17 protein-coding genes and 3 pseudogenes are annotated in these 22,590 nt (G+C 74.1%); 14 read left to right on the forward strand and 6 right to left on the reverse strand.

Features of this window, described 5'->3' with window-relative positions; translation table 11 throughout:
• The first annotated feature begins 182 nt into the window (after positions 1-182).
• Positions 183-539 carry an ArsR/SmtB family transcription factor gene (locus AC07DA_RS35215; protein WP_479132322.1) on the forward strand — a complete coding sequence of 119 codons (357 nt, stop codon included), beginning with the start codon at positions 183-185 and terminating at the stop codon, positions 537-539.
• Positions 529-3,021, forward strand: coding sequence for a magnesium-translocating P-type ATPase (mgtA, locus tag AC07DA_RS35220; RefSeq protein WP_479132323.1), 2,493 nt, complete (start codon positions 529-531; stop codon positions 3,019-3,021). The genes AC07DA_RS35215 and mgtA overlap by 11 nt, the downstream gene beginning before the upstream one ends.
• Here mgtA and AC07DA_RS35225 read toward each other — a convergent pair.
• Entirely contained in the window at positions 3,012-4,574 is a 1,563-nt protein-coding gene (locus tag AC07DA_RS35225; protein WP_479132339.1) for an LCP family protein, read from the reverse strand. The genes mgtA and AC07DA_RS35225 overlap by 10 nt on opposite strands.
• Before the next feature lie 77 nt (positions 4,575-4,651).
• On the opposite strand from AC07DA_RS35225, the gene tatA reads away from it, so the two are divergent.
• On the forward strand, positions 4,652-4,882 hold the full coding sequence (gene tatA / locus AC07DA_RS35230; protein ID WP_479132325.1) for a Sec-independent protein translocase subunit TatA: 231 nt from the start codon (positions 4,652-4,654) through the stop codon (positions 4,880-4,882).
• Here the strand turns inward: tatA and AC07DA_RS35235 are convergent.
• Positions 4,879-5,304 (reverse strand): DUF6114 domain-containing protein, encoded by a 426-nt coding sequence (locus tag AC07DA_RS35235; RefSeq protein WP_479132326.1) that lies wholly within the window; start codon positions 5,302-5,304, stop codon positions 4,879-4,881. The genes tatA and AC07DA_RS35235 overlap by 4 nt on opposite strands.
• Positions 5,304-5,975, reverse strand: coding sequence for a DUF6230 family protein (locus AC07DA_RS35240; protein ID WP_479132327.1), 672 nt, complete (start codon positions 5,973-5,975; stop codon positions 5,304-5,306). Before AC07DA_RS35240 ends, AC07DA_RS35235 begins: the two co-directional genes overlap by 1 nt.
• Before the next feature lie 628 nt (positions 5,976-6,603).
• Between AC07DA_RS35240 and AC07DA_RS35245 the strand changes: the two genes are divergently transcribed.
• The 7 genes and pseudogenes from AC07DA_RS35245 (at position 6,604) to AC07DA_RS35275 (ending at position 15,547) form a co-directional block, all read left to right on the forward strand.
• Positions 6,604-7,245: a Tat pathway signal sequence domain protein gene (locus AC07DA_RS35245; protein WP_479132328.1), complete on the forward strand. Its 642-nt coding sequence runs from the start codon at positions 6,604-6,606 to the stop codon at positions 7,243-7,245.
• Between the two features lie 643 nt (positions 7,246-7,888).
• A complete protein-coding gene (locus AC07DA_RS35250; protein ID WP_479132329.1) occupies positions 7,889-9,688 on the forward strand; it encodes a S8 family peptidase in 1,800 nt (599 codons plus the stop codon).
• Positions 9,689-9,968: 280 nt separating this feature from the next.
• Entirely contained in the window at positions 9,969-10,616 is a 648-nt protein-coding gene (locus tag AC07DA_RS35255; protein ID WP_479132330.1) for a ScbR family autoregulator-binding transcription factor, read from the forward strand.
• A gap of 102 nt (positions 10,617-10,718) precedes the next feature.
• Positions 10,719-11,906, forward strand: a complete 1,188-nt coding sequence (locus AC07DA_RS35260; protein ID WP_479132331.1) for a damage-control phosphatase ARMT1 family protein — start codon at positions 10,719-10,721, stop codon at positions 11,904-11,906.
• Between the two features lie 569 nt (positions 11,907-12,475).
• Positions 12,476-14,641: a germacradienol/geosmin synthase Cyc2 gene (gene cyc2 / locus AC07DA_RS35265; protein ID WP_479132332.1), complete on the forward strand. Its 2,166-nt coding sequence runs from the start codon at positions 12,476-12,478 to the stop codon at positions 14,639-14,641.
• A gap of 28 nt (positions 14,642-14,669) precedes the next feature.
• Positions 14,670-14,849 (forward strand): annotated as a pseudogene (locus AC07DA_RS35270) (hypothetical protein); the annotation flags it as partial.
• Between the two features lie 128 nt (positions 14,850-14,977).
• Complete coding sequence (locus tag AC07DA_RS35275) at positions 14,978-15,547, forward strand: PDZ domain-containing protein (RefSeq protein ID WP_479132333.1); 570 nt, start codon at positions 14,978-14,980, stop codon at positions 15,545-15,547.
• A 27-nt stretch (positions 15,548-15,574) separates the two neighbouring features.
• Here the strand turns inward: AC07DA_RS35275 and AC07DA_RS35280 are convergent.
• Positions 15,575-16,139, reverse strand: a pseudogene (locus AC07DA_RS35280) (metallophosphoesterase family protein); the annotation flags it as partial.
• Between the two features lie 155 nt (positions 16,140-16,294).
• Between AC07DA_RS35280 and AC07DA_RS35285 the strand changes: the two are divergent.
• The gene (locus AC07DA_RS35285) at positions 16,295-17,422 is read left to right on the forward strand and encodes an aminopeptidase P family protein (protein ID WP_479132334.1); all 1,128 of its coding nucleotides are present in this window, start codon (positions 16,295-16,297) and stop codon (positions 17,420-17,422) included.
• Between the two features lie 47 nt (positions 17,423-17,469).
• Complete coding sequence (locus tag AC07DA_RS35290; protein WP_479132341.1) at positions 17,470-18,456, forward strand: aminoglycoside phosphotransferase family protein; 987 nt, start codon at positions 17,470-17,472, stop codon at positions 18,454-18,456.
• A gap of 15 nt (positions 18,457-18,471) precedes the next feature.
• Here AC07DA_RS35290 and treZ read toward each other — a convergent pair whose 3' ends face one another.
• Complete coding sequence (gene treZ / locus AC07DA_RS35295; RefSeq protein ID WP_479132335.1) at positions 18,472-20,217, reverse strand: malto-oligosyltrehalose trehalohydrolase; 1,746 nt, start codon at positions 20,215-20,217, stop codon at positions 18,472-18,474.
• A 172-nt stretch (positions 20,218-20,389) separates the two neighbouring features.
• Between treZ and AC07DA_RS35300 the strand changes: the two genes are divergently transcribed.
• Both AC07DA_RS35300 and AC07DA_RS35305 read left to right on the forward strand, forming a co-directional pair.
• On the forward strand, positions 20,390-20,941 hold the full coding sequence (locus AC07DA_RS35300; RefSeq protein WP_479132336.1) for an FHA domain-containing protein: 552 nt from the start codon (positions 20,390-20,392) through the stop codon (positions 20,939-20,941).
• A 120-nt stretch (positions 20,942-21,061) separates the two neighbouring features.
• Positions 21,062-22,480, forward strand: a complete 1,419-nt coding sequence (locus AC07DA_RS35305) for a M14 family zinc carboxypeptidase (protein WP_479132337.1) — start codon at positions 21,062-21,064, stop codon at positions 22,478-22,480.
• A 10-nt stretch (positions 22,481-22,490) separates the two neighbouring features.
• Here the strand turns inward: AC07DA_RS35305 and AC07DA_RS35310 are convergent.
• Positions 22,491-22,590, reverse strand: a pseudogene (locus tag AC07DA_RS35310) (IS481 family transposase); the annotation flags it as partial.

Here is a 22,590-nt window from a genome sequence, read left to right on the forward strand (position 1 = left end):
GATCTGTCCGGCCGGTCGAACGGCCGTGTTCCGCCTGCGATGCGCCGGTCACCGCCGCCCCCCTCGCGCTCCCGCCACGACCGCCCTCACCTCCGCTCTTGCGTACCGTCCGCGCGGTTCGCCCGTCGGGCCGGCCCCCGGGTCCCGCCTAGACTGGTGCGGCTCACAGCACGACCGGGACGATGGGAAGGACGGCGACGGTGGCGGCACCCGGCTTCGAGGACCCCTCCGCCGACGTGCTCGGGCAGTCGGCCGCGGCGTTCGGGCTGCTCGCCTCGCCCGCTCGGCTGCACATCGTCTGGGCGCTGGCCCAGGGCGAGAGCGACGTGTCCGGCCTCGCCGAGCGGGTCGGCGGCGCGCTGCCCGCGGTCAGCCAGCACCTCACCAAGCTGAAGCTGGCCGGGCTGGTCCGCTCCCGCCGCGAGGGCCGACGCCAGGTGTACTACGTCGACGACCCCGACATCGTGGACGTCGTACGGCTCATGGTGGGCCGCCTCACCGACCGCGCGGCACCGGCGCGCCGCCTCCATGGCCTCTGAGACCACCCTGGAGGTGCTGCGGCGGCTGGAGTCGGGCCCGCGGGGACTGACCGACCCGGCTGCCGCGTCCCGGCTGGCCGCCGTCGGCGAGAACACCCTGCCGGAGGGCCGCACGCCGTCCTGGCCCCGCCGGTTCGCGCACGCCCTGCGCGACCCGTTCACGGCCGTCCTGCTCTGCCTCGGGCTGGTGTCGGCGGCCGTCGCCTCCTGGGGCACCGCCGTGGTGATCCTCGTCCTGGTCGCCGTCAGCTGCGTCCTGCGGGCGAGCGGGGAGCACCGGGCCGACCGGTCCACGGCCGCCCTGCGCGACCTGGTGGCCGGCACCGCGACGGTGCTGCGCCGCTCCGACGCCGCGGACCCGCCGGCGCCCCGCGAGGTGCCGGTCGCCGAACTGGTCCCCGGCGACGTGCTCCGGCTCGGCCCCGGTGACCTGGTCCCCGCGGACGTACGCCTGCTCCGGGCCCGGGGGCTCACCGTGCACCAGGCGGCGCTGACCGGCGAGTCGGCGCCGGTGCCCAAGAGGGCGGCGGAGGCACCGGGCGGCGACGAGGCCCACCTCTGCTTCCAGGGCAGCACCGTCGCCTCGGGCAGTGCCACCGCCGCCGTCGTCGCGACCGGTGCCGGCACCCGGTTCGCCGCGGCGCACCGGCAACCCGGACCCGGCCGGGAGGGCGGGGCGTTCGACCGGTCCGTGCACGGCATCTCCTGGGTGCTGATCCGGTTCATGCTGCTGACCCCGCCCCTGGTGCTGATGGCCAACGCGGCGCTGCGCGGGCGGGGCCTGGAGACCCTGCCGTTCGCCGTCGCGGTCGCGGTCGGGCTGACCCCGCAGATGCTGCCGGTGATCGTCACGACCTGCCTGGCCCGGGGCGCCGCACTCCTCGCGGGCACCCACGGCGTGATCGTCAAACGGCTGCCCGCGCTGCACGACCTGGGCGCCGTCGACGTGCTCTGCGTCGACAAGACCGGCACCCTCACCCAGGACCGGCCGGTCCTCGCCCGTGCCCTGGACCCGGACGGGCGGGACGATCCGGACGTCCTGCGCTGGGCCGCCGTCGGTGCCTGGTGGACCCTCCAGCTCGCCGAACTGCCCGCACCGGACGCCCTCGACGAGGCGCTGCTGGAGGCGGCCGGGCCGGTGGGCGAGGAGTACGACGGGGTGGACGCGGTGCCCTTCGACCCCGTCCGGCGGATCTCGGCCGCGGTGGTGGCGGAGGGGGGCCTCGGGCGGCACACCGTCGTCGTCACCGGTGCCGTCGAGGCCGTCCTGGAGCGCTGCGCGGCGGAGCCGGCCGAACGTGACCGGCTGCTCGCCCTCGCCGCCCGGCAGGCGCAGGCCGGGCTGCGCGTCCTGGCCGTCGCCACGGCCGGCCGCCCGGCCGGCACACGGACGCCGGCCGACGTCCGGGGCCTGGCCTTCCGCGGCCTGGTGACCTTCCGGGACGCCCTCGCCCCCACCGCGGCCGAGGCCCTGCGCGGCCTCGCCGAGCGCGGCGTGAGCGTGCGGGTCCTCACCGGCGACCACCCGGCCACCGCGGCCCGGGCCTGCCGCGAACTGGGCCTGGACCCGGGACGGGTGCGCACCGCCGCGGACCTGCGCGACCCGCACGACGTCACCGCGGCGGCCGTCGTGGCCCGCTGCACCCCGCAAGACAAGGCCCGCCTCGTCGCCGCCCTGCGCGCCGCCGGGCACACCGTCGGCTTCCTCGGCGACGGCGTGAACGACGTGGCCGCCCTGCGCGCCGCCGACGTCGGTATCGCGCCCCGCTCCGCCGTGGGCGTGGCACGGGAGAGCGCCGACGTCGTCCTCGCCGAGAAGGACCTCACGGCGATCGGCCACGCCGTCACGGCCGGCCGGCACGCCAGCGGCAACATCGCCTCCTACCTGCGCGTCACGCTCTCCTCGAACCTGGGCAACGTCGTCGCCATGCTCGCCGTCGGCCTGCTCCTGCCCTTCCTGCCGATGCTCCCGGCCCAGGTGCTCGCCCAGAACCTCTGCTTCGACGCGGCCCAGCTCGCCTACGCGCACGACCGCCCCGGCCCGGCGGCGCTGCGCCGCCCGGCCGTGCTGCGGCCGCGCTCCTTCCTCCGGTTCGTCACCGCCTTCGGCCTGCTCAACGCGGTCGCCGACCTGGCCACCTTCGCGGTCCTCGCGCTCGCGCTGCACGGCCCCGACGCCCTCGACGACGAAGCCGTCTTCCACTCCGCCTGGTTCACCGAGAACCTGCTCACCCAGGCCGTGGTGATGCTGCTCCTGCGCACCGGCCGGGACGGGCCGACCGGCCGCTCGCCGGGGCCGGTGGGCCTGGCGGCGGCCGGCCTCGCCGTCGTGGGCGTGCTGCTGCCGCCGAGCCCGCTCGGCGGGGCCCTGGGGATGACGGCCCTTCCCGCCGGGTACTACCTGCTGCCCGGCCTCGTCCTGGGCCTCTACGCCCTGGCCCTGGTGGCCGCCCGCTCCCGGTACCGGCGCCGTCAGCCGTAGCTGAGGTCCGCGCAGGGGTCGTCGTCCGCGGACCGGGCCCCGTCGGCGACCTCCCTCGGCACGGCGGTCGGCGCCGGGGAGGCCGGAGACGGCGAGGCGGCCGCACCCGGGCCGTCCGCGTAGGAGCGGCCCAGGACGACACTGATCCCGCCACCGGTCACCGGGCGGAGCGCGGCGCCGGGGAAGGCCCGCGCCACCGTCCGGGCCCGTTCCTCCTGGCCGGGACCGTACTCGACCACGGTGGTGGCGTGGTCCTGCGTGGACGCCGTGGCCGTGCCCGTGACGGTGAAGCCGTCCGCGGTGAGGGCGGAGGCGGCGCGGGCGGCCAGGCCGGGGACGGTGGTGCCGTTGTAGACGGCGACGTCGATGCCCTCGCCGGCGGCCGGTGCGGGGGAGCCGGACGCCGCGGGGCCCGGTGCGCCGCCGCGCTTTCCCCCGGCGTTCTCGCCGTCGATCGTGCGGTCGGCCCGGAGCGCGGCCCACAGGGCGTCGGCGTCCGGCTGCACGATCGCCACCCGCGATCCCTCGTAGCGCCAGGGCACCGTGACGAACTTGGTGTTGTGCAGGTCGACGTCCTTCAGGGACATCGCGAAGGAGAGCAGTTTGTCGGCGGAGCCGAGGCCGGGATCGACGGTCAGCGACCGGGTGGCCGCGTCGGCCAGCGGCAGCAGCTTCCCCGGGGTGAAGCCCTTGCTCCGCGCCTCCCTGAGCAGGCTCGCCACGAACGCCTGCTGGCGCTTGATCCGGCCGATGTCGGACCCGTCCCCGATGCCGTGCCGGATCCGGACGTAGTCCAGGGCCTTCTGCCCGGAGACGGTCTGCTCGCCCTTGTGGAACAGCAGCTTGCCCGGGGCGGTCAGCCGGGGGTTGAGGTCCTTCTGGTACACGTCCTGCGGCAGGCAGACCTTCACCCCTCCCACCACGTCCGTCAGTGCGGCGAACCCCTTGAAGTCGACGACGACCGTGTGGTCGACGCGCAGGCCCGTCAGGTGCTCGACCGTGTTCTGGGTACAGGCGGGGTTGCCCTCGAGGCTCTGGCCGACCGAGTAGGCGGCGTTGAACATCGTGTCCGGCCGGGCCTCGGTCCAGCTGCCGTCGGGCAGCCGGCACGGCGGGATGGTGACCAGGGTGTCGCGGGGGATGGAGACGGCGAGCGCGTGCCGGTGGTCGGCGTAGACGTGCAGCAGGAACGCGGTGTCCGAGCGGCCCACGTCGCCCTTCTCACCGCCGCCCAGGGCGTCGTTGCCGCCGGTGCGCGCGTCGGAGCCGATGACGAGGACGTTCGTGCCCTTCGACGAACCGGCGCCGGGACGGTCGTCGGAGATGCCGCCGGAGTCGAACGTGCTGATGTGGCCGTTCAGTCTGAGGTACAGCCAGCCGGCACCGCCCGCGGCGAGTACGAGCAGCGCCAGACACACGGCGAGGGCGAGCCGTATGCCGCCGCGGCGACCGGCGCGGCGGCGCCGGTCGCGGGGCGCCGCCCGGGCGCCGTGGGCCGCCCTCCTGCTCCGGTGCCGCGGTGGGTCCGTCCTCCGATTGCTGGCGACCGTCATCGGCGTCTGCTTGCCTCTCACCCGGGGGTTGTACAGTTGCGCAATATAGCAACTATTGAAGAGAGGGAGGGCAGGACGTGCTGCGCAACGGACTGGAGCCCTGGCACCTGCTGATCGTGGCGATCGTCGTGATCGTCCTGTTCGGCTCGAAGAAGCTGCCGGACGCGGCGCGTTCGCTGGGCCGCTCCATGCGGATCCTGAAGAGCGAGGCGAGGGCGCTGAAGGAGGAGGGCGCCCCGGCCCCCGCCCCGGCCCCGTCCGCCGGGGAACGGGCCGGGGCCGCCGCCGAGCCCGGGGGTGCCGGCTAGGGCTGCGCCGCCTGTGCGGCCCGGGCCGCCTTCCGGCGGCGGCGGCTGACACGCGGCTCCTGGTCCGGCAGCCAGCCGAAGGCGAGGCAGCTGCCGACCACGCCCAGGAGCAGGCCGACGAAGAAGCCGCCGAGGTTGGAGGTCAGCCAGGTGCCCAGCGAGACCAGCACCCCGACGACCGAGTAGAACAGGCGCTGGGCGGGGTTGAAGAGGATCAGCACCCCGCACAGCAGCATGACGGCGGGGAGGAGGTAACCGGCCAGGCCCTGCATGCCGACGTGCAGGACGACGTCCAGCGACGCCCTGAGAGTGAGCAGGATCTCCGCACCGCCCAGGGCGAGCAGCAGCCCGCCCCAGAACGGACGGCCGGCCCGCCACCGCCGGAAGGCGGGCCGGAGCTTGCCGCCTGGGCCGCCGGGCATCAGCAGCCCGACCCGCTGAAGCCCAGTTTCAGCCCGGGCAGCTTGAACACACCGGCGGTCGTGGCGTAGTTGGTCTGCCGCAGGTTCGCGATGTGCACGGTGTCGGACTGCTGGCTGAACACGCCCTTCGGTCCACGGCCCAGCGGACCGGCCTTGTCGAGGGTGCTCGCGTCGTTGCCGATCTCGATGTTGTTGAACGCGGCGTCACCGGACAGCTGGGTCGAGTCGGTCGTCAGATCGCTGGCGGTGACCTTCTGCGCACCCTCTCCGGCGCGGATGACCAGGTTCGTGCCGCCCAGGTCCACGCTCTGGCACAGCTTGGTGAGGGTGGCGTTCTTGATCACGGAGGTGACGACCAGCACCTGGCCGCCGGTGTCACCGGCGTTCGGGCTGCCCTCGGCCATCTCGTCCAGACCGCCGAACTGCGCGAAGCCGGTGCCGTTCAGCTCGGTCGCGGTGACCGTGAACGGCATGCCCGAGATGGCGAACTGCACACCCAGGGCGCCCTCGGCGGTGAGGATCGCGAGGCCCGCGGCGACCGCGGCGGCCGGCACCGCCATCACCGCGGCCCGGCGTGCCCGGACCCGCCCGCGACGCGCGGGGGCGTCGCCGGTCTCCGGGGCGGCGGAGCCGTCCGGTCTGTCGGAGGTGTGCTCGGCGGAGGAGGTCATGTGTGCTCCAGGTGCTGTCGGTGCGGATCGGACATCGGTGGCACGTTGCCCTGGCGCGGACACCGACCGCGTGCGTACGGCTCCCCGCAACTCCCGGCCGTTGCAAGGGCTTTCTGGTTACGCCGCGGTAGCCGAGCAGGAAGTTACCGGGGGTTACATGAAGGGTCAAGGGAAGTGTGAACAAAGGGTGCCGATGCTGTGCCGCAGGTGAGCCGCCCCACTCGGGAAACACTCATGCCCGGCACAACTCGCTTGCGCAGCCTTGACGTTGACGGACCGCCAGGTCTACAACCTTGCTCGTCCCACCGGATCCGTGGCGCCGGATCCGGCCGCACGCCACCGTCCGCGCACCCCGGACCGCCCGTCCCGACGGGCTCCTCGCCGCCCGGTGACGCAGTACGGGCTTTCCCTCGCCCGAGTCCCACGCACCCCGGCACGCCGCTTCCCCGGAAGCCGTGCCCACTGCCACCCCCGCCCGGCCCGGCCGGAGGCCTGCCCCCGTGCACGCCTGCGACCGGTCACCGGCCTGCCGTCGCCGGCCCGTCACGTACGGAGAAGGCGTGCCGGGCAGGCGACGGCGGGCACCGAGCGGCCCCTCACCCCCCGCTGACGAAAGAGGTACACCCGCATGCGTACGCGCACCCTCCTCAGCCTCACCGCCGCCGTGGCCGCCCTGGGCCTGGCCGCCCCCGCCTCGGCGGCCGACACCCCGGTCCTGACCACCGCCGACGGCGCGGCCGTCGCGGTCGGCGACGTGCTCGACGCGTCCCTGGCGAGCGGCACGGCCGCCACCTTCTACTCCAGCGCGACCGGCACCAGCGGCATCTCCTGCACCAAGTCGGCGTTCGCCGCCACCGTCACCGACAACCCGGCCGCCCCCGGGGTCGCCACCGAGTCCCTGACCTCGCACAGCTTCGACACCAGCGGCTGCACCACGAACGTCGTCGGCGTGCTCGGCGTCAGCGGCATCACCGTCGACAACCTGCCCTACACCACCAGCGTGTCCTCCGGCGGCACCGTCTCCGTGACCCCGGCCGCCGGCTCCACCGTCCAGTCCACGGTCAAGCTGCGCACCCTGCTCGGCACGATCACCTGCGTCTACCAGGCCCCCGGCCTGACCGGCACGGCGAGCAACGCCGACCACAGCATCTCCTTCACCAACCAGCAGTTCACCAAGGTCTCCGGCTCGTCGCTGTGCTTCGGCAACGCCTTCTTCACCGCCAAGTACGCCCCCGTGACGAAGGGCGGTGTCGCCGTCAACGTCAACTGACCGCACCCGTAGCGCAGTTCAGCGTCGCCGTAGTCATACGGCCAGGGCGGCGCCGCCGGTGAGCAGCAGCACCGCCGCGGCGCCGCCCGCCGGCACGGGCGTGCCGGGACCGGCGGGGCATCCCTGCCTTCCCCTGAGCGGCCGCCCGCGCGGGCGCCTTCTCCCCTTCGGGGGACACGACGCCGGAGCACAGTCACAGGTGCCCGGCGTACTGCTGTTGCGCAGCACCGTGTACACCACGTGCCGCCCGCCCGCCCGCCCGCCCGATCGGACGGCAGGGCCACCTTCACGCGGCACGCGCCGTCCGTCAGCTCCGGGTCCGGCAGTACGGGAAACGCCCCGACGCGTTCACCTCGACACCAGCCGTTCGAAAAGGGGGCACATGGGCGCTCGGCGGCCCCCCATAGAGGGTGGGTTCCCGGCCTGATCGAGGGTTTCCCCCGTATCCCGATGACCTGCGCTTTGCCTATCGTTCCTCCACAGCTGACCCACAGGTAACCCCGAACGGGTCCGCATCCGTCTCGCGCCTGGCCGGCCACCGCGTCGCTCTTCGCTTTTCGAACGACCCCCCCCTCCGCTTCGACGACGAAGCGACTCCACCGCCGCTCCGCCCAGCCCGGAGTCCGGCCACGAAAGGCAGACTGTGCGTACCTCCCCAACGCTCAGGCGGAAGCTGATATCCGTCGCCGCCGTCTCCGCCGCCCTGCTGACCGCCGCCCCCGCCTCGGTCGCCGTCGCCCAGGAGTCCGCCCCCACCCCGTCGGCCGTCCCGGCCGCGCAGACCGAGGCCGCCCCCGGCACCACGGCCGAGCGCCTCATCGTCGGCTACAAGTCCGGCGCCACCGAGGCGAAGTCCAACAAGGCCGCGGCCGCCGACGCCGCGGCCAAGGCCGAGAAGACCGGCGAGGACGTCGACTTCCAGCGCCGCCTCGGCACCGGTGCCGCCCTCGTCGACCTGGGCGCCGACCCCAGCCGGGCGTCCGTCGCCGACGTCGTCGCCGCGTACCAGGCCGACCCGCAGGTCGCCTACGTCGTGCCGGACCGCCTGAACAAGCCGACGGCCGTCACCCCGAACGACACCGACTACGGCAAGCAGTGGGACCTGTTCGAATCGACCGCGGGCATGAACGTCCCGGGCGCCTGGGACACCACCACCGGCAGCGGCGTCACCGTCGCCGTCATCGACACCGGCTACGTCGCCCACTCCGACCTGGCCGCGAACATCGTCGGCGGCTACGACTTCATCTCCGACACGGCCGTCTCCGTCGACGGCAACGGCCGCGACAGCAACCCGGCCGACCCGGGCGACTGGTACAACGCGGGCGAGTGCGGCGCGGGCATCCCGGCGTCCAACTCCTCCTGGCACGGCACCCACGTGGCCGGCACGATCGCCGCCGCCACCAACAACGGCAAGGGCATCGCCGGCATCGCCCACGGCGCGAAGATCTCCCCGGTCCGCGTCCTCGGCAAGTGCGGCGGCTACGACTCGGACATCATCGACGCCATCACCTGGGCGTCCGGCGGCACCGTCTCCGGCGTGCCCGCCAACACCAACGTCGCCAAGGTCATCAACATGAGCCTCGGCGGGGGCGGAGCCTGCTCCACCGCCACCCAGAGCGCCATCAACGGCGCCGTGAGCCGCGGCACCTCGGTCGTCGTCGCGGCCGGCAACGAGAACACCAACGCCTCCAGCTCGTCCCCGGCGAACTGCGGCAACGTCATCACCGTCGCCGCGACCAACCGCGCCGGCAGCCGGGCCTCGTACTCCAACTACGGCACCGTCGTCGACATCGCGGCCCCCGGCGGCGAGACCCGCACCACCACCGCCAACGGCATCCTCTCCACGCTGAACTCCGGCACGAAGACGCCGTCGACCGAGAACTACGCCTTCTACCAGGGCACCAGCATGGCCACCCCGCACGTCGCGGGCCTCGCCGCCCTGATGAAGTCGGCCAACCCGGCCCTCACCCCGGCGCAGATCGAGTCGGCCATCAAGGCCAACGCCCGTCCGCTGCCCGGCACCTGCTCCGGCGGCTGCGGCGCCGGCCTCGCGGACGCGGCCAGGACGGTCCAGGCCGTCAAGGGCGGTACGTCCACCGGCACGAGCTTCTCCAGCACCACGGCCGTCGCCATCCCGGACAACGGCGCGGCGATCGAGTCCCCGATCAACGTCAGCGGCCGCAGCGGCAACGCCCCGTCGGCCCTCCAGGTCGGTGTCGACATCACCCACACCTACCGCGGCGACCTCGTCATCGACCTGGTCGCCCCGGACGGCTCGACGTACCGTCTGAAGTCGACCGCGTCCGACTCCGCCGACAACGTGAACACCACCTACACCGTGAACGCCTCCAGCGAACTCGCCAACGGCACCTGGAAGCTGCGCGTCCAGGACACCGCGGCGCAGGACACGGGCACGCTGAACAGCTGGAAGCTGACCTTCTGATCCTCCCTCGGGAACGCTGAACGGGGCAGGCCGCGAACGGGCGGGCCGGCCGGTGCGGATGGGGCACCGGCCGGCCCGCCTTTACGTGCGGCCCCGGATCCTCCACAGTTAGATACCGAACCTGCTGTTTTCTTTGGCCGGTTGCGCTGGTTTTGCCGGAACTGCTCCCGCACTCCGGCACACTGGTGTGATGAGTGCCGTCTCAGGGTGAGTTATCGTGTACGGGGGGTAAAAACAAACGGCATGACCCGTTCATTTCCGTCCCGGGAGAGTTCAGTCGATGGCGAGGCAGTTGCGAGCCGAGCAGACCCGCTCGACGATCATCACGGCCGCCGCTGACCTGTTCGACCGTCGCGGCTACGAATCGACCAGTCTCAGCGACATCGTGGAGCACGCCCAGGTCACCAAGGGCGCCCTGTACTTCCACTTCGCCGCCAAGGAGGATCTCGCCCACGCGATCCTCGAACTCCAGTCGCACACCGCCCGTCGGCTGGCCGCGGAAACCGACCAGCGCGGCCACACCTCCCTGGAGGCGCTGATGCGCCTCACGTTCGGCATCACCCGCATGTCCGTCGAGGACCCCGTCCTGCGGGCCGGTCTGCGCCTCGCCACGGGCGGCATCCGACCCCGGCCGCCGCTCAGCCACCCGTTCACGGAGTGGCTGGACATCGTCACGGCCCGGCTGGTCGGCGCCGTCAAGGAGTCCGACGTCCACCCCGACATCGACATCGACGTCGTGGCCCACTCCCTGGTCTGCTTCTTCGTCGGCACCCGGGTCGTGGGCCGCTCCCGCGAGCCGGTCGCACGCCAGCCCCGCCGGACCGCGGAGATGTGGAACATACTCATCCGCGGCCTGGTCCCGGTCACCCGCCGCGCCCGCTACCTGAGCCTGGCGGCCCGCCTGGAACGGGAGATCGTGCCCGTCTGACGGCGGGCGCCACGAGGGTGGTCCGGGCCGCCGGGGCAGGGCCGTTCGACCCCAGCGGGCGGGTCGGCCGGCCCGCGTGGCCGGCGCGTTACGGTGAGCCCCATGCCCGACACCCCCACCGCACCCGTGCTCCTCGGCAACCAGCCGGGCTCGTTCCCGCACAGCGTGCTCGCCGAGCGGCACCCCGCCGTCATCGAGCAGGTCCGTGAGGCCTTCCCGTACGAACCGGCGCAGCACCGCGCACTCGACGAGCTGCTGGTGAACTGCACCGAGGGCGTGATCGAACCCCTCCCCGCCGACGCGCGCGACCGGGACGACTGGGACGAATGGGGGCTGCCCGGACACACCGGCCGCTCCTGGTTCGACGTCCCGTGGCTGTGGTCCGAGAGCTGGTTCTACCGCCGACTGCTCCAGGCTGTCGGCTACTTCGGCCCCGGGCCCTGGCAGGGCATCGACCCCTTCCGCCCCTTCAAACTGGCCGAACTCCACTCCGCCGAGACCGACGAGGAACTGGCCGCCCTCGACGACCTCGTCGGCCGGCCCGCCGACGAGCGGGCGCGGGCGCTGCTGCACGGCTCCCTGTGGGGCAACCGCGCCGACCTCGGCTTCCGCCTCTCCGCCGAAGGCGCCAGGGCCGCGGAGGCCGTGCCCGGTTTGGTGGCCGACGACAGCGACCGGCTGTGGTCACTGCTCCCGGCGGACGCGGGCACCGGCACGCTGTGCCTGGTCGCCGACAACGCCGGGCGCGAACTCGTCCCCGACCTGCTGCTGATCGCCCACCTGCTGGCCGACGGGCGGATCGCACGGGCGGTCCTGCACCTCAAGCCCTACCCCTACTACGTCTCCGACGCCACCACCGCCGACGTCGTCGACGCCCTGCGCCGGCTGACCGGGGCCGGGGGAGCCGCCGCCGGGTACGGCCGGCGGCTGTGGTCCGCCCTGGCCGACGGCCGTCTCGCCCTGCGGGCCCACCCCTTCGCCGCCGCCCCCCTGCCCTACGCGGAGATGCCCGGCGACCTGCGCGCCGAGTTCGCCGCGGCCACGCTCACGATCGTCAAGGGCGACCTCAACTACCGTCGCCTGGTGGGCGACCGGCTCTGGGCCCCGACCACGCCGTTCACGGACGTCACCGCCCACTTCCCCGGCCCGGTCGCCGCCCTGCGCACCCTGAAGTCCGACGTGATCACCGGCCTCGACGCGGACACGGAGGCCGCTCTGGTCGCCGCGGAGGGCCGGCGCTGGCGCACCGGCGGCACACACGCGCTGATCCAGGTCCGGGACACCCGGTGACGGCGAACTGGCGGGGTACGGCGAACGGATAGACCGCGACGGTCGGACGGGGGAGCCGCGACGGGTGGGTGGTCATGCCGTCACGGGTGCGGGCGGGGGGCCGTGACGCGGATGGGCAGGCCTCAGTGGGGTGGGAGGGGGAGGTGACAGGCGGGTGTGGTGGCCCCAGTGGGGTGAGAGGGAGGGCCGTCACTGGCGGGCAAGCTCCGATGGGGTGCGCGGGGTTGCCGTGACCGGCGGGAGGGCAAGCCCGACGGGGCGGGCGGGTAAATCGCGACGCTCGGGCGGGGCAGGCCCCGACGGGGCGGGCGGGCAAGCCGCGGCGGTCGGGTGGACCCGCGAGGTCGGACGCGGAAGCCGCGGCGGCGGACGCGGAAGGCGCGACGGTGGACGCGGAAGGCGCGACGGTGGACGCGGAAGGCGCGACGGTGGACGCGGGCGCCGCTGCGCGCGGACGTGGAGGTCACAACGCGTCGGCTGAGGCGCCGGGTTCGCCGCCGATTCACGCGATGGTGTGATCATGTGCGGCCGCGTGGATGCCGCCGCGGGGCGCCGGGTAGGGCCCGGCCATGACGCAGCCGTTCGAGCTCCCGCACTTCTACATGCCGCACCCCGCGCGGCTGAACCCCCATGTCGACGAGGCCCGGGCGCACTCGACCCGGTGGGCGCGCGAGATGGGCATGCTGGAGGGATCCGGCGTCTGGGACCAGGCCGACCTCGACGCGCACGACTACGGCCTGCTCTGCGCCTACACCCACCCCGACTGCGACGGCCCCGCCCTGTCCCTGATCACCGACTGGTACGTGTGGGTCTTCTTCTTCGACGACCACTTCCTGGAGATGTACAAGCGCAGCCAGGACCGCGCCGCCGGCAAGGCGCACCTGGACCGGCTGCCCCTGTTCATGCCGCTGGACCTCGCGACCCCCGTGCCGGAACCGGAGAACCCGGTCGAGGCGGGTCTCGCCGACCTGTGGGCGCGCACGGTGCCCGCCATGTCCGAGGGCTGGCGCCGCCGCTTCGCCGTGGCCACCGAGCACCTGCTGAACGAGTCGATGTGGGAGCTGTCCAACATCAACGAGGGGCGGATCGCCAACCCCGTCGAGTACATCGAGATGCGCCGCAAGGTCGGCGGCGCCCCCTGGTCGGCGGGGCTCGTGGAGTACGCGACCGCCGAAGTCCCCGCCTCCGTCGCCGCCTCCAGGCCGCTGAGGGTGCTGATGGAGACGTTCTCCGACGCCGTGCACCTGCGCAACGACCTGTTCTCCTACCAGCGCGAGGTCGAGGAGGAGGGGGAGAACAGCAACGGCGTGCTGGTCCTGGAGACCTTCTTCGGCTGCACCACCCAGGAGGCCGCCGACACCGTCAACGACGTCCTCACCTCCCGGCTCCACCAGTTCGAGCACACGGCGTTCACCGAAGTGCCCGCGCTGGCGCTGGAGAAGGGCCTGCGGCCCGACGAGGTCGCGGCCGTGGCGGCGTACACCAAGGGCCTGCAGGACTGGCAGTCCGGCGGTCACGAGTGGCACCTGCGCTCCAGCCGCTACATGAACGAGAACGCCGTGCGCGGGGGCAGCCCCTGGCCGGGATGCAGCGGCATGGGGACCTCCGCCGCCGACGTGCGCGCCCTGCTCGCCTCCGCGGGAGCCGAACGGATGCGCTCCTACACGCACGTGCCCTACCAGAAGGTCGGACCGTCCCGGATCCCCGACATCCGCATGCCGTTCCCGCTGGAGCTCAGCCCGCACCTCGACCGCTCCCGCCGGAACCTGACCGACTGGGTGACCCGGATGGGCATCCTCGCCGAGGGCGTCTGGGACGCCGACAAACTCAGGGCCTACGACCTGCCGCTCTGCGCGGCCGGACTCGACCCGGACGCCACCCCCGAGGCCCTCGACCTCAGCTCGCAGTGGCTCGCCTGGGGCACCTACGGCGACGACTACTACCCGCTCGTCTACGGCCACCGCCGCGACCTGGCCGCCGCCCGCCTGACCACGGCCCGCCTGTCCGACTGCATGCCGGTCGACGGTGCCGAACCACCCGTCCCGGTCAACGCCATGGAACGCAGCCTCATCGACCTGTGGCTGCGCACTACCGCGGACATGACGCCCGACGCCCGGCGCACGCTCAAGGCCGCGATCGACGCCATGACCGAGAGCTGGGTGTGGGAGCTGTCCAACCAGCTCCAGAACCGCGTCCCCGACCCGGTCGACTACCTGGAGATGCGCCGGGCCACCTTCGGCTCCGACCTCACGCTGAGCCTGTGCCGGCTGGGACACGGCCCGGCCATCCCGCCGGAGGTCTACCGCAGCGGACCGGTCCGGTCGCTGGAGAACGCGGCGATGGATTTCGCGTGCCTGCTCAACGACGTCTTCTCGTACCAGAAGGAGATCGAGTACGAGGGCGAGATCCACAACGCGATCCTCGTCGTGCAGACCTTCTTCGGCTGCGACTACCCGACCGGCCTCGGTATCGTGCACGACCTGATGAGCCAGCGCATGCGGCAGTTCGAGCACGTCGTCGAACACGAACTGCCCATTCTGTACGACGACTTCCAGCTCACGGAGGAAGCCCGGGCCGCCATGGGGACGTACGTGGCCGACCTGCGCAACTGGCTGTCCGGCATCCTGAACTGGCACCGCAGCGTGGACCGTTACAAGGACGAGTGGCTGTCCCGGCGGGCCCACGGCTTCCTCCCCGACCGGCCACCGGCCGTGCCGGTGCCCGCCCTCGGCTGAGGCGGTACGTTCCAGCCGGATCAGCATCGACCCGGCCGTGGGAGGCACCCGCACGCCAGTCCGCTACGACGCGGGCACCAGCATCCCGCTCGCGCCCAACGAGTACGGCTGGAAGGACGTCTTCCGGGTGCCCGGGGGCCAGATGCTGCGCGTCATGGGGACGTTCGACGGCGCGCACGGCAATCACGGGGAGGGCCACACCGGCTGACGCACCGGGATCGCGCCGCTCAGTCTCACTCGTTCGTGGCTCGTCTGCGGCCGGCGGGCCGGGTAGAGCATCTGCCGAGATCCTTCCGGCGTCCGCCGGAGGCGATCGGCACCACCCGGAGGCGAGCCATGAAACGAACCGCGCTGCGACCCAAGCCGATGCCGGGTCAGGAGCCCGAGTCGTCACCGGCGACCGGGTCCGGACCGCCGAGGCGGCGCCCGCACGCCGCCCGGCGGCGCGGGCGGCGGCTGCTGAACGTGCTGCTCGCCGGGTTCGCCGGGGCCGTCCTGGTGCTGTCCGGGGTCGGGCTGGGGGCGATGGGCGCCACGGTGACCGGCCAGGGCGGGGCGCTCGACCCGCGCGGGCGGCACGCGCCCGCGCTCACCCGTCCCTCGCCGTCCGCCGCCGCGTCCGCCGCCGCGTTCGCGCCCGGCGCCGTGACCCTCGGCGTGCAGGTCATGGACGCGCGCAGGCCCGGGGCCGTGGTCGTCGGGCTCCACGTCCCCGGACCGGCGCAGCGGGCGGGGCTGGTCCGCGGTGACGTGCTGCTGAACTTCGGCGCGACCCGGATCGACACGGCCGCCGACCTGGTGCGGGCCGTCGCCCGCGCCCGTCCCGGGCGGGAGGTGAAACTGACCGTGCGTCACCGCGGGGGCGGCTACCGGCAAGTGACGGTCGTACCGGCCGTCATCACGTGAACCACACGGGCAGATGAGCCGGCGGCGTCACGTGACGACGCGGAAGTGGCTGGTCAGTCGCCCCGCGTCGTCCAGGACGTGGAAGGCCGGCCCGGGCGGCGCGTCGACGTCCGCGACCGGCTCGCCCTCCCAGGGCAGTCGCAGCGTCCACGTCACACCGGGTCCGACGACCAGCGGGCGTCCCGCGAACGAGGTCGCCGCGGGCGTGTGGGCGTGGCCGGTGACCAGGCCGGCGATCTCCGTGGTGCAGCGCCACCGGCGGGTGGTGGAAGGCGAGCAGCGCCGGGAGGCCGCCGTCGAGTTCGTCGAGGGTGGCCTCGATCCAGTCGCAGGTCTGCTCCGTCAGCTCGCCGTCGTCGCTGCCCGGGACGCTGGAGTCGCACATCAGCACGGCGGCGTCGTCGAAGACGTGGACGCTGTCGACCGGCCCCTCGGTCCCCGGCCTGCCGAGCAGCGCCTTGCGGTAGGGCGCGCGGCTGTCGTGGTTGCCCGGGCAGGTCGGCACCGGGAACGGGGCGTCGCCGTCGCGCAGCCCGAGCAGGCGCGCGGCCTCCTCGTACTCCGGTTCCGTGCCGTGGTCCGCGATGTCCCCTGGTGAAACGTCATCTAAGCATTAGGGCTAATGGGTGATCAATGTGCTGACGTTAGCCGTGGTGCCGGGGCGAAAGCCCGCAGACGGCTCGCGCCGCCCCCTCCGGGCGGGCAGGATGCTGCCCGTAGCCCCTTCGTCCGCCCTGGGAGGCCCGGATGACCGGAAGCACGGCCGCGTCCTTCACCGCCGACGACTACCGGGCCCGCATGGAGCGCGCCGCGCGGACCGCCGACGAGGCCGGGCTCGCGGGCCTGCTCGTCGCCCCCGGGCCGGACCTGGTGTGGCTCACCGGATACACACCCCCGGCGGTCACCGAGCGGCTCACCCTGCTCGTCCTCGCCGCCGGGCAGGACCCCGTCCTCGTCGTCCCCGCGCTGGAGGCCCCCGACGCGCTCCAGGCCGCGGGCGCGCCCGCCCTGACCCTGCGCGACTGGACCGACGGCAAGGATCCCTACGCCGCCACCGCCGCGCTCCTCGACCCGGCGGGCCGGTTCGGCGTCAGCGACAACGCGTGGGCGCTGCACCTGCTGGCCCTCCAGCGGGCCCTGCCGGGCAGCTCCTACGCCTCGCTCACCGAGGCCCTGCCGATGCTGCGCGCCGTCAAGGACGCGGCCGAACTGGAGCTCATGGCGGCCGCGGGCGCCGCCGCCGCCGCCGCGTTCGAGGAGATCCGGGACGTCCCGTTCGCCGGCCGCCGGGAGTCCGAGGTGGCCGCGGACCTCGACCGGCTGCTGCGCCGGCACGGCCACGAACAGGTCGACTTCACCATCGTCGCCTCCGGCCCGAACGGCGCCAACCCCCACCACGAGGCCGGCGACCGTGTCATCGCCCCCGGCGACATGGTCGTCCTCGACTTCGGCGGCCTGAAGGACGGTTACGGCTCCGACACCTCCCGCACGGTCCACGTCGGCCCGCCCACCGACGAGGAGCGCCGGGTCCACGACGTGGTGCGCGCGGCCCAGGAGGCCGGATTCCGCGCGGTACGGCCGGGAGCCGCCTGCCAGGACGTCGACCGGGCCGCCCGCGCCGTCATCGCCGACGCCGGTTACGGCGAGTACTTCATCCACCGCACCGGGCACGGCATCGGCGTCACCACCCACGAGCCGCCGTACATGATCGAGGGCGAGGAGCAGCCCCTCGTGCCCGGCATGTGCTTCTCCGTGGAACCCGGCGTCTACCTGCCCGGCCGGTTCGGCGTGCGCATCGAGGACATCGTCACCGTCACCGACGACGGCGGGCGGCGCCTGAACGGCACCACCCGTGAGCTGGTCATAGTGGAGTGAGACCACCGATGTCCCCCGCACGCCTGACGAACGGCAACGGCGCGACCATGACCCAGCCACCCACCCCCACCACGGACACCGTCCGCCGGCTGGTCCTGTCCCTGCTGCAGGACGGCAGGCAAGGCAGGGCCGGCACGGAGGCCGGCCCGCGGGACACGGAAGGCGGGGGCACCGCACAGGACGGCGGCCCGGACGTCCGGCCCGCCACTCGGGGCGCGGAACCCACCACCTGGTGGGTCGGCACGCGGCACGTCCTGCGCCTGGCCCCCGACCGCGAGGCCAGCGTGCGCCGGCGCCGCGAAGTGCGCCTGCGCGACCTCGTCCGCCCGCACGTCCCGGTGGCGGTCCCGGCCAGCGTCGCGCACGGCGAGTGGGCGCCCGGACTGGCCTACACGCTGGACACCAGGCTGCCCGGCGGGTCGGGCGAACGGCACGACGTGTCCGCCGTCGGCGAGGCCGACCTCGCGGGACTGCTCACGGGCCTGCGCGAGGTGCCGGTGAGGCAGGCCGAGACCCTCGGCGTGCCGCGCGCCGCGCCCCGCTCCCTGGAGGGGCTGCGCCGGGAGGCCGTGCGCGCCGCCCAACGCCTCGCCGAGGCCGACGAGTTCGACGCCGCCCGCCTGCACCAGCTGACCCCGCCCGCCGCGGCCCAGCTGACCGCCCAGCCCGGTTCGGCGGTCCTCACCCACCACGCCCTGACGGCGGGACACCTCGTGGTCGGCGCGGACGGACGGGTGCGCGGCGTCCTCGGCTGGTCCGGCGCGGTGGTCGGTGACCCGGCCGAGGACATCGCGGGCCTCGCGCTCACCGTCGGCGCGCCCGCCGCCGTACGCGCCGCCACCCTCGCCGGCTACGGCGCCCGGCCCTGCCTGCGCGGCCTGTGGCTGGCCCGCTGCGACGCCGTCGTCGACCTCGCCCGGGCCCTCACCGCCCAGGACGACGCCTCCCTGCCGCGCACCCGGCTGCGCCACGCCTGGGAGCCGATCCTGCTGGAACGGGTGACGGACCTGGGCACCGCGGACGAGGCCCTGTGACCCGCCCCGGCTGACTCACTCCTGCAGCAGCACCACGCCCGACTCCCCGGGCAGCCGCACCACCCCGTCCGCCCCCGGCGTCTCCACGGGCTCCCAGGCGGCCAGCACGCGCGCGTGGGGCACACCCAGCGGCAGCGCGGCCGGCTCCGGGCCGAGGTTCACCGCCACCAGCACGTCCCCGCGCCGGAAGGCGATCCAGCGCCGCTCGTCGTCGTAGGCCACCTTCGTGTCGGCGAGGTCCGGGTCGGTCAGGTCGGGCTGCTCGCGGCGCAGGGCGAGGAGGCGGCGGTACCAGTCCAGCACGCGCGCGTGGGGCTCGCGTTCCGGCTCCGACCAGTCCAGGCAGGAGCGGTCCCGGGTCGCCGGGTCCTGCGGGTCGGGCACGTCCTCCTCCCTCCACCCGTGCGCGGCGAACTCCCGCCGCCTGCCCCGGCGTACGGCGTCCGCCAGCTCCGGGTCCGTGTGGTCGGTGAAGAACTGCCAGGGCGTGCCCGCCGCCCACTCCTCGCCCATGAACAGCATCGGCGTGAACGGCGCCGTCAGCACCAGCGTGGCCGCACAGGCCAGCAGCCCGGGGGAGACCAGCGCGGACAGCCGGTCCCCCTGCGCGCGGTTGCCGACCTGGTCGTGGGTCTGGCTGTAGCCGAGCAGCCGGTGCCCGGCCACCCGGGTGCGGTCCAGGGGGCGCCCGTGGCGGCGTTCGCGGAAGCTGGAGTACGACCCGTCGTGGAAGTACCCGCCGGTGAGGGTCTTGGCGAGGCCGCCCAGGGACGCGCGCGCGAAGTCGGCGTAGTACCCCTGCGACTCGCCCGTGAGCACCGTGTGCAGGGCGTGGTGGAAGTCGTCGTTCCACTGCGCGTGCAGCCCGAGGCCGCCCTCGGACCGGGCGGTGATGAGCCGCGGGTCGTTCAGATCCGACTCGGCGACCAGGAACAGCGGCCGCTCCACCTCGGCGGCCAGGGCGTCCACGGCCGTCGACAGCTCCTCCAGGAAGTGCAGCGCGCGCGTGTCCACCAGGGCGTGCACCGCGTCCAGCCGCAGCCCGTCCAGCCGGTAGTCGCGCAGCCAGGCCAGGGCGCTGCCGATCAGGAACGCGCGCACCTCGTCCGAGCCGGGCGCGTCGAGGTTGACGGCGGCGCCCCAGGGCGTGTGGTGGGTGTCCGTGAGGTACGGGCCGAAGACGGGCAGGTAGTTGCCGGACGGGCCGAAGTGGTTGTGCACCACGTCGAGGACCACGCCGAGCCCGAGTTCGTGGGCCCGGTCGACGAAGCGTTTCAGCGCCTCGGGTCCGCCGTACGGCTCGTGCACCGCCCACAGGGAGACGCCCTCGTAGCCCCAGCCGTGGGTGCCCGGGAAGGGGGTGAGCGGCATCAGTTCCACGTGCGTGACGCCGAGTTCCGCGAGATGGACCAGGCGCGCCGCGGCCGCGTCCAGGGTGCCCTCGGGCGTGTACGTCCCCACGTGCAACTCGTACAGCACCGCCCCGGGCAGCGGCCGCCCCCGCCAGGGCACGCGCCACGCGTACCGCTCGTGGTCCACGACGGCGCTCAGCCCGTCCGGACCGTCCGGCTGGCGGCGCGAGCGCGGATCGGGCAGCACCGGCCCGTCGTCCAGCGCGAAGCCGTACCGGGACCCGTCGCGCGCCTCCGCCTCGCCCCACCACCATCCCACCCTGTCCGGATCGCGCTCCAACGCGCGGCTGACGCCGTCGCACTGGAGCGTCACTCGGCCGGCCTGCGGTGCCCACACCTCGAACTGCACGGACGGTTCCCCTTCGTCTGCTCACCGTGATGTAGCCCGTCCATGGTGCGTCAAACGCGATCAATCCGCTGGTGCATCCACCCTTTTGCGGCGGGTCTCACCGGGTACGGGCGCGTGACGGGCGTTCTCCCGTTTCCTGGACAGCCCGGCCACGCTGCCCGACAATCACGACGTGACGTCGTCCTTCGAGTTCAACACGTACCCCGCGCGGCTCTCCGACGCGGAGCGCGACAGGGCGCTGCGGGTGCTCCGCGACGGCGTCGCCATGGGCCGCCTGTCCCACGACACGTTCATCCGCCGCATGGAACTGGCGCTCGCCGCCCGCCGCTCGGACGAGCTCGCGGTGCTGACCGCCGACCTGCCCACGGAGGGCAGGTTCGCCCGCCTGCTGTTCGGGTCCGTCGAGGCGGTCTCCGGGTTCACCGTGCGGCTGCGCCGGGCCTGGCAGGCCGAGCGGCTGCCCAAGCTGCTGCTGCCCCACCCGGCGCACGGCCATCCGCTGCGCATAGGCCGCGACCCCGCCAGCGGCCTGCGGCTCAACCACGAGACGGTCTCCCGCGTGCACGCCGAACTGCGCCACCAGGGCGGCCTGTGGGTCCTGCGCGACCTCGGCTCCACCAACGGCACGACCGTCAACGGACGGCGGGTCGTCGGCGCGGCCGTCGTCCGCGAGGGCGACCAGGTCGGCTTCGGGCACATGCTGTTCCGGCTGTCCACCACCTGACCGAAAACCGCACCCCGCCCCGGCCCCGGCCTCGGCGCCCCCGTCCGGCGCCCCGTTCGCGATGGCCGAAACCCCTTTGTGCACCGCGGTGTTGACGTACCCCCGAAGTCGTGACTGACTGTGCGTACGCCATGTACTCCTGGTGAACCGACGGCGCCGCATCGGAGGTGTGCCCTGCCGCCCCTCCCGCGCTACCCGACCGTCGACGAACTGGCCTCCTGGGCCGCCGCACTCGCCGCCCGCCACCCCCGTGACGCCCGGCTGCGCCGGGTCGGGACGTCCCGGGCGGGCACGCCCCTGTGGCTGCTGTCCGTCGGCCACGGCGACCGCCACGTCCTCGTCGTCGCCGGGCCCCACGCCAACGAACCCGTGGGCGGCGCCACCGTGCTGCGCCTGGCCGAGCGGGCCCTGGCCGACCCGCGGCTCACCGAGGGCGCCGACGCCACCTGGAACCTGCTGCTCAGCCTCGACCCGGACGGCCTGCGTCGCAACGAGGGCTGGCTGACCGGCCCCTACGCCCTCGGCCGGTACTTCCGGAACTTCTTCCGGCCCGGCTTCCTGGAACAGCCCGAGTGGCTGCCCGACGGCGCGGACGCCGCCGCGCTGCCGGAGACCCGCGCCCTCCTCGACGTCCAGGACGAACTGCGGCCGTTCCTGCAGTGCTCCCTGCACGGCGTCGACGTCGGCGGCGGCTTCGTCGAACTCACCCACGACCTGCCCGGCCTCGACCGGCGCCTCGCCCACATCGCAGCCCGGCTCGGCATCCCCCGCGAACTCGGCGCCTACGACGCGCTGTACTGGCCCGGCCTCGGGCCCGCCGTCTACCGCATCCCGCCACCGCGCCGGGCCGGTCTGGCCGCCGCCATCACCGAGGCCGCCGTCGAGTCGACGTGGTTCCACCCGTACCGGCACGGCACCGTCACCGCCGTCGTCGAGGCGCCCATGTGGGGCGTGGCGGCCGTGTCCGACGGGGCCCCGCCGGGGGACCGGGACGCGGTGCTGCGGGCCGTCAGCCGCACCCTGCGCCACGACACGGGCCTCCTGCGCGACCTGCTGGCCCGGATCCGCCCGCACCTGGCCACCGCACGCGACGCGGCGCGCCTGCTGGCCCCGGTCGACGACTACCTCCTGATCTGCCCCGGCCTCGCCGACGCCTGGGACCCCGACACCGGCACCGGCGCCACCCGCCCCCTGCCGTCCCTCAGCAGCGCCCACCTGGCCGCCCTGCGCATCTCCGGGCGACGGCTGGCCCTGCGCACCGCCGGGCTGCTCCACCAGCTCGTGCGGGCCGCCGGGCACGATCCGGCCGGGGCGCTGCCGGAGCTGGACCGGCTGATCGACGCGTGGTGCGCCGACTACCACGAGGGCTGCGGGGCGCGCTGGATCCCGGTCGCCCGGCAGGCGGAGTACCAGGCGCGGGTGGTGCTGTCGGCGTTCGAACTGGCCGGACGGTACCCGGGCACGGGCACCGGCACGGAGCGGCCCGGGGTGGCCGTCCCGGGCCGCGGCGCCGACGCCGCGGGGACGGCGGCACCCTGACCGGGCGGGGCTAGCTGTGCTGTCCGGACAGGTTGGTGACGCGGCTGGCTGGGGTGTGGCCGCTGATGCCGGTGTGGGGTCGGTGGTAGTTGTACCAGTCCAGCCAGTCG

The sequence above is a fragment of the Streptomyces sp. NPDC044921 genome, from assembly GCF_056432865.1.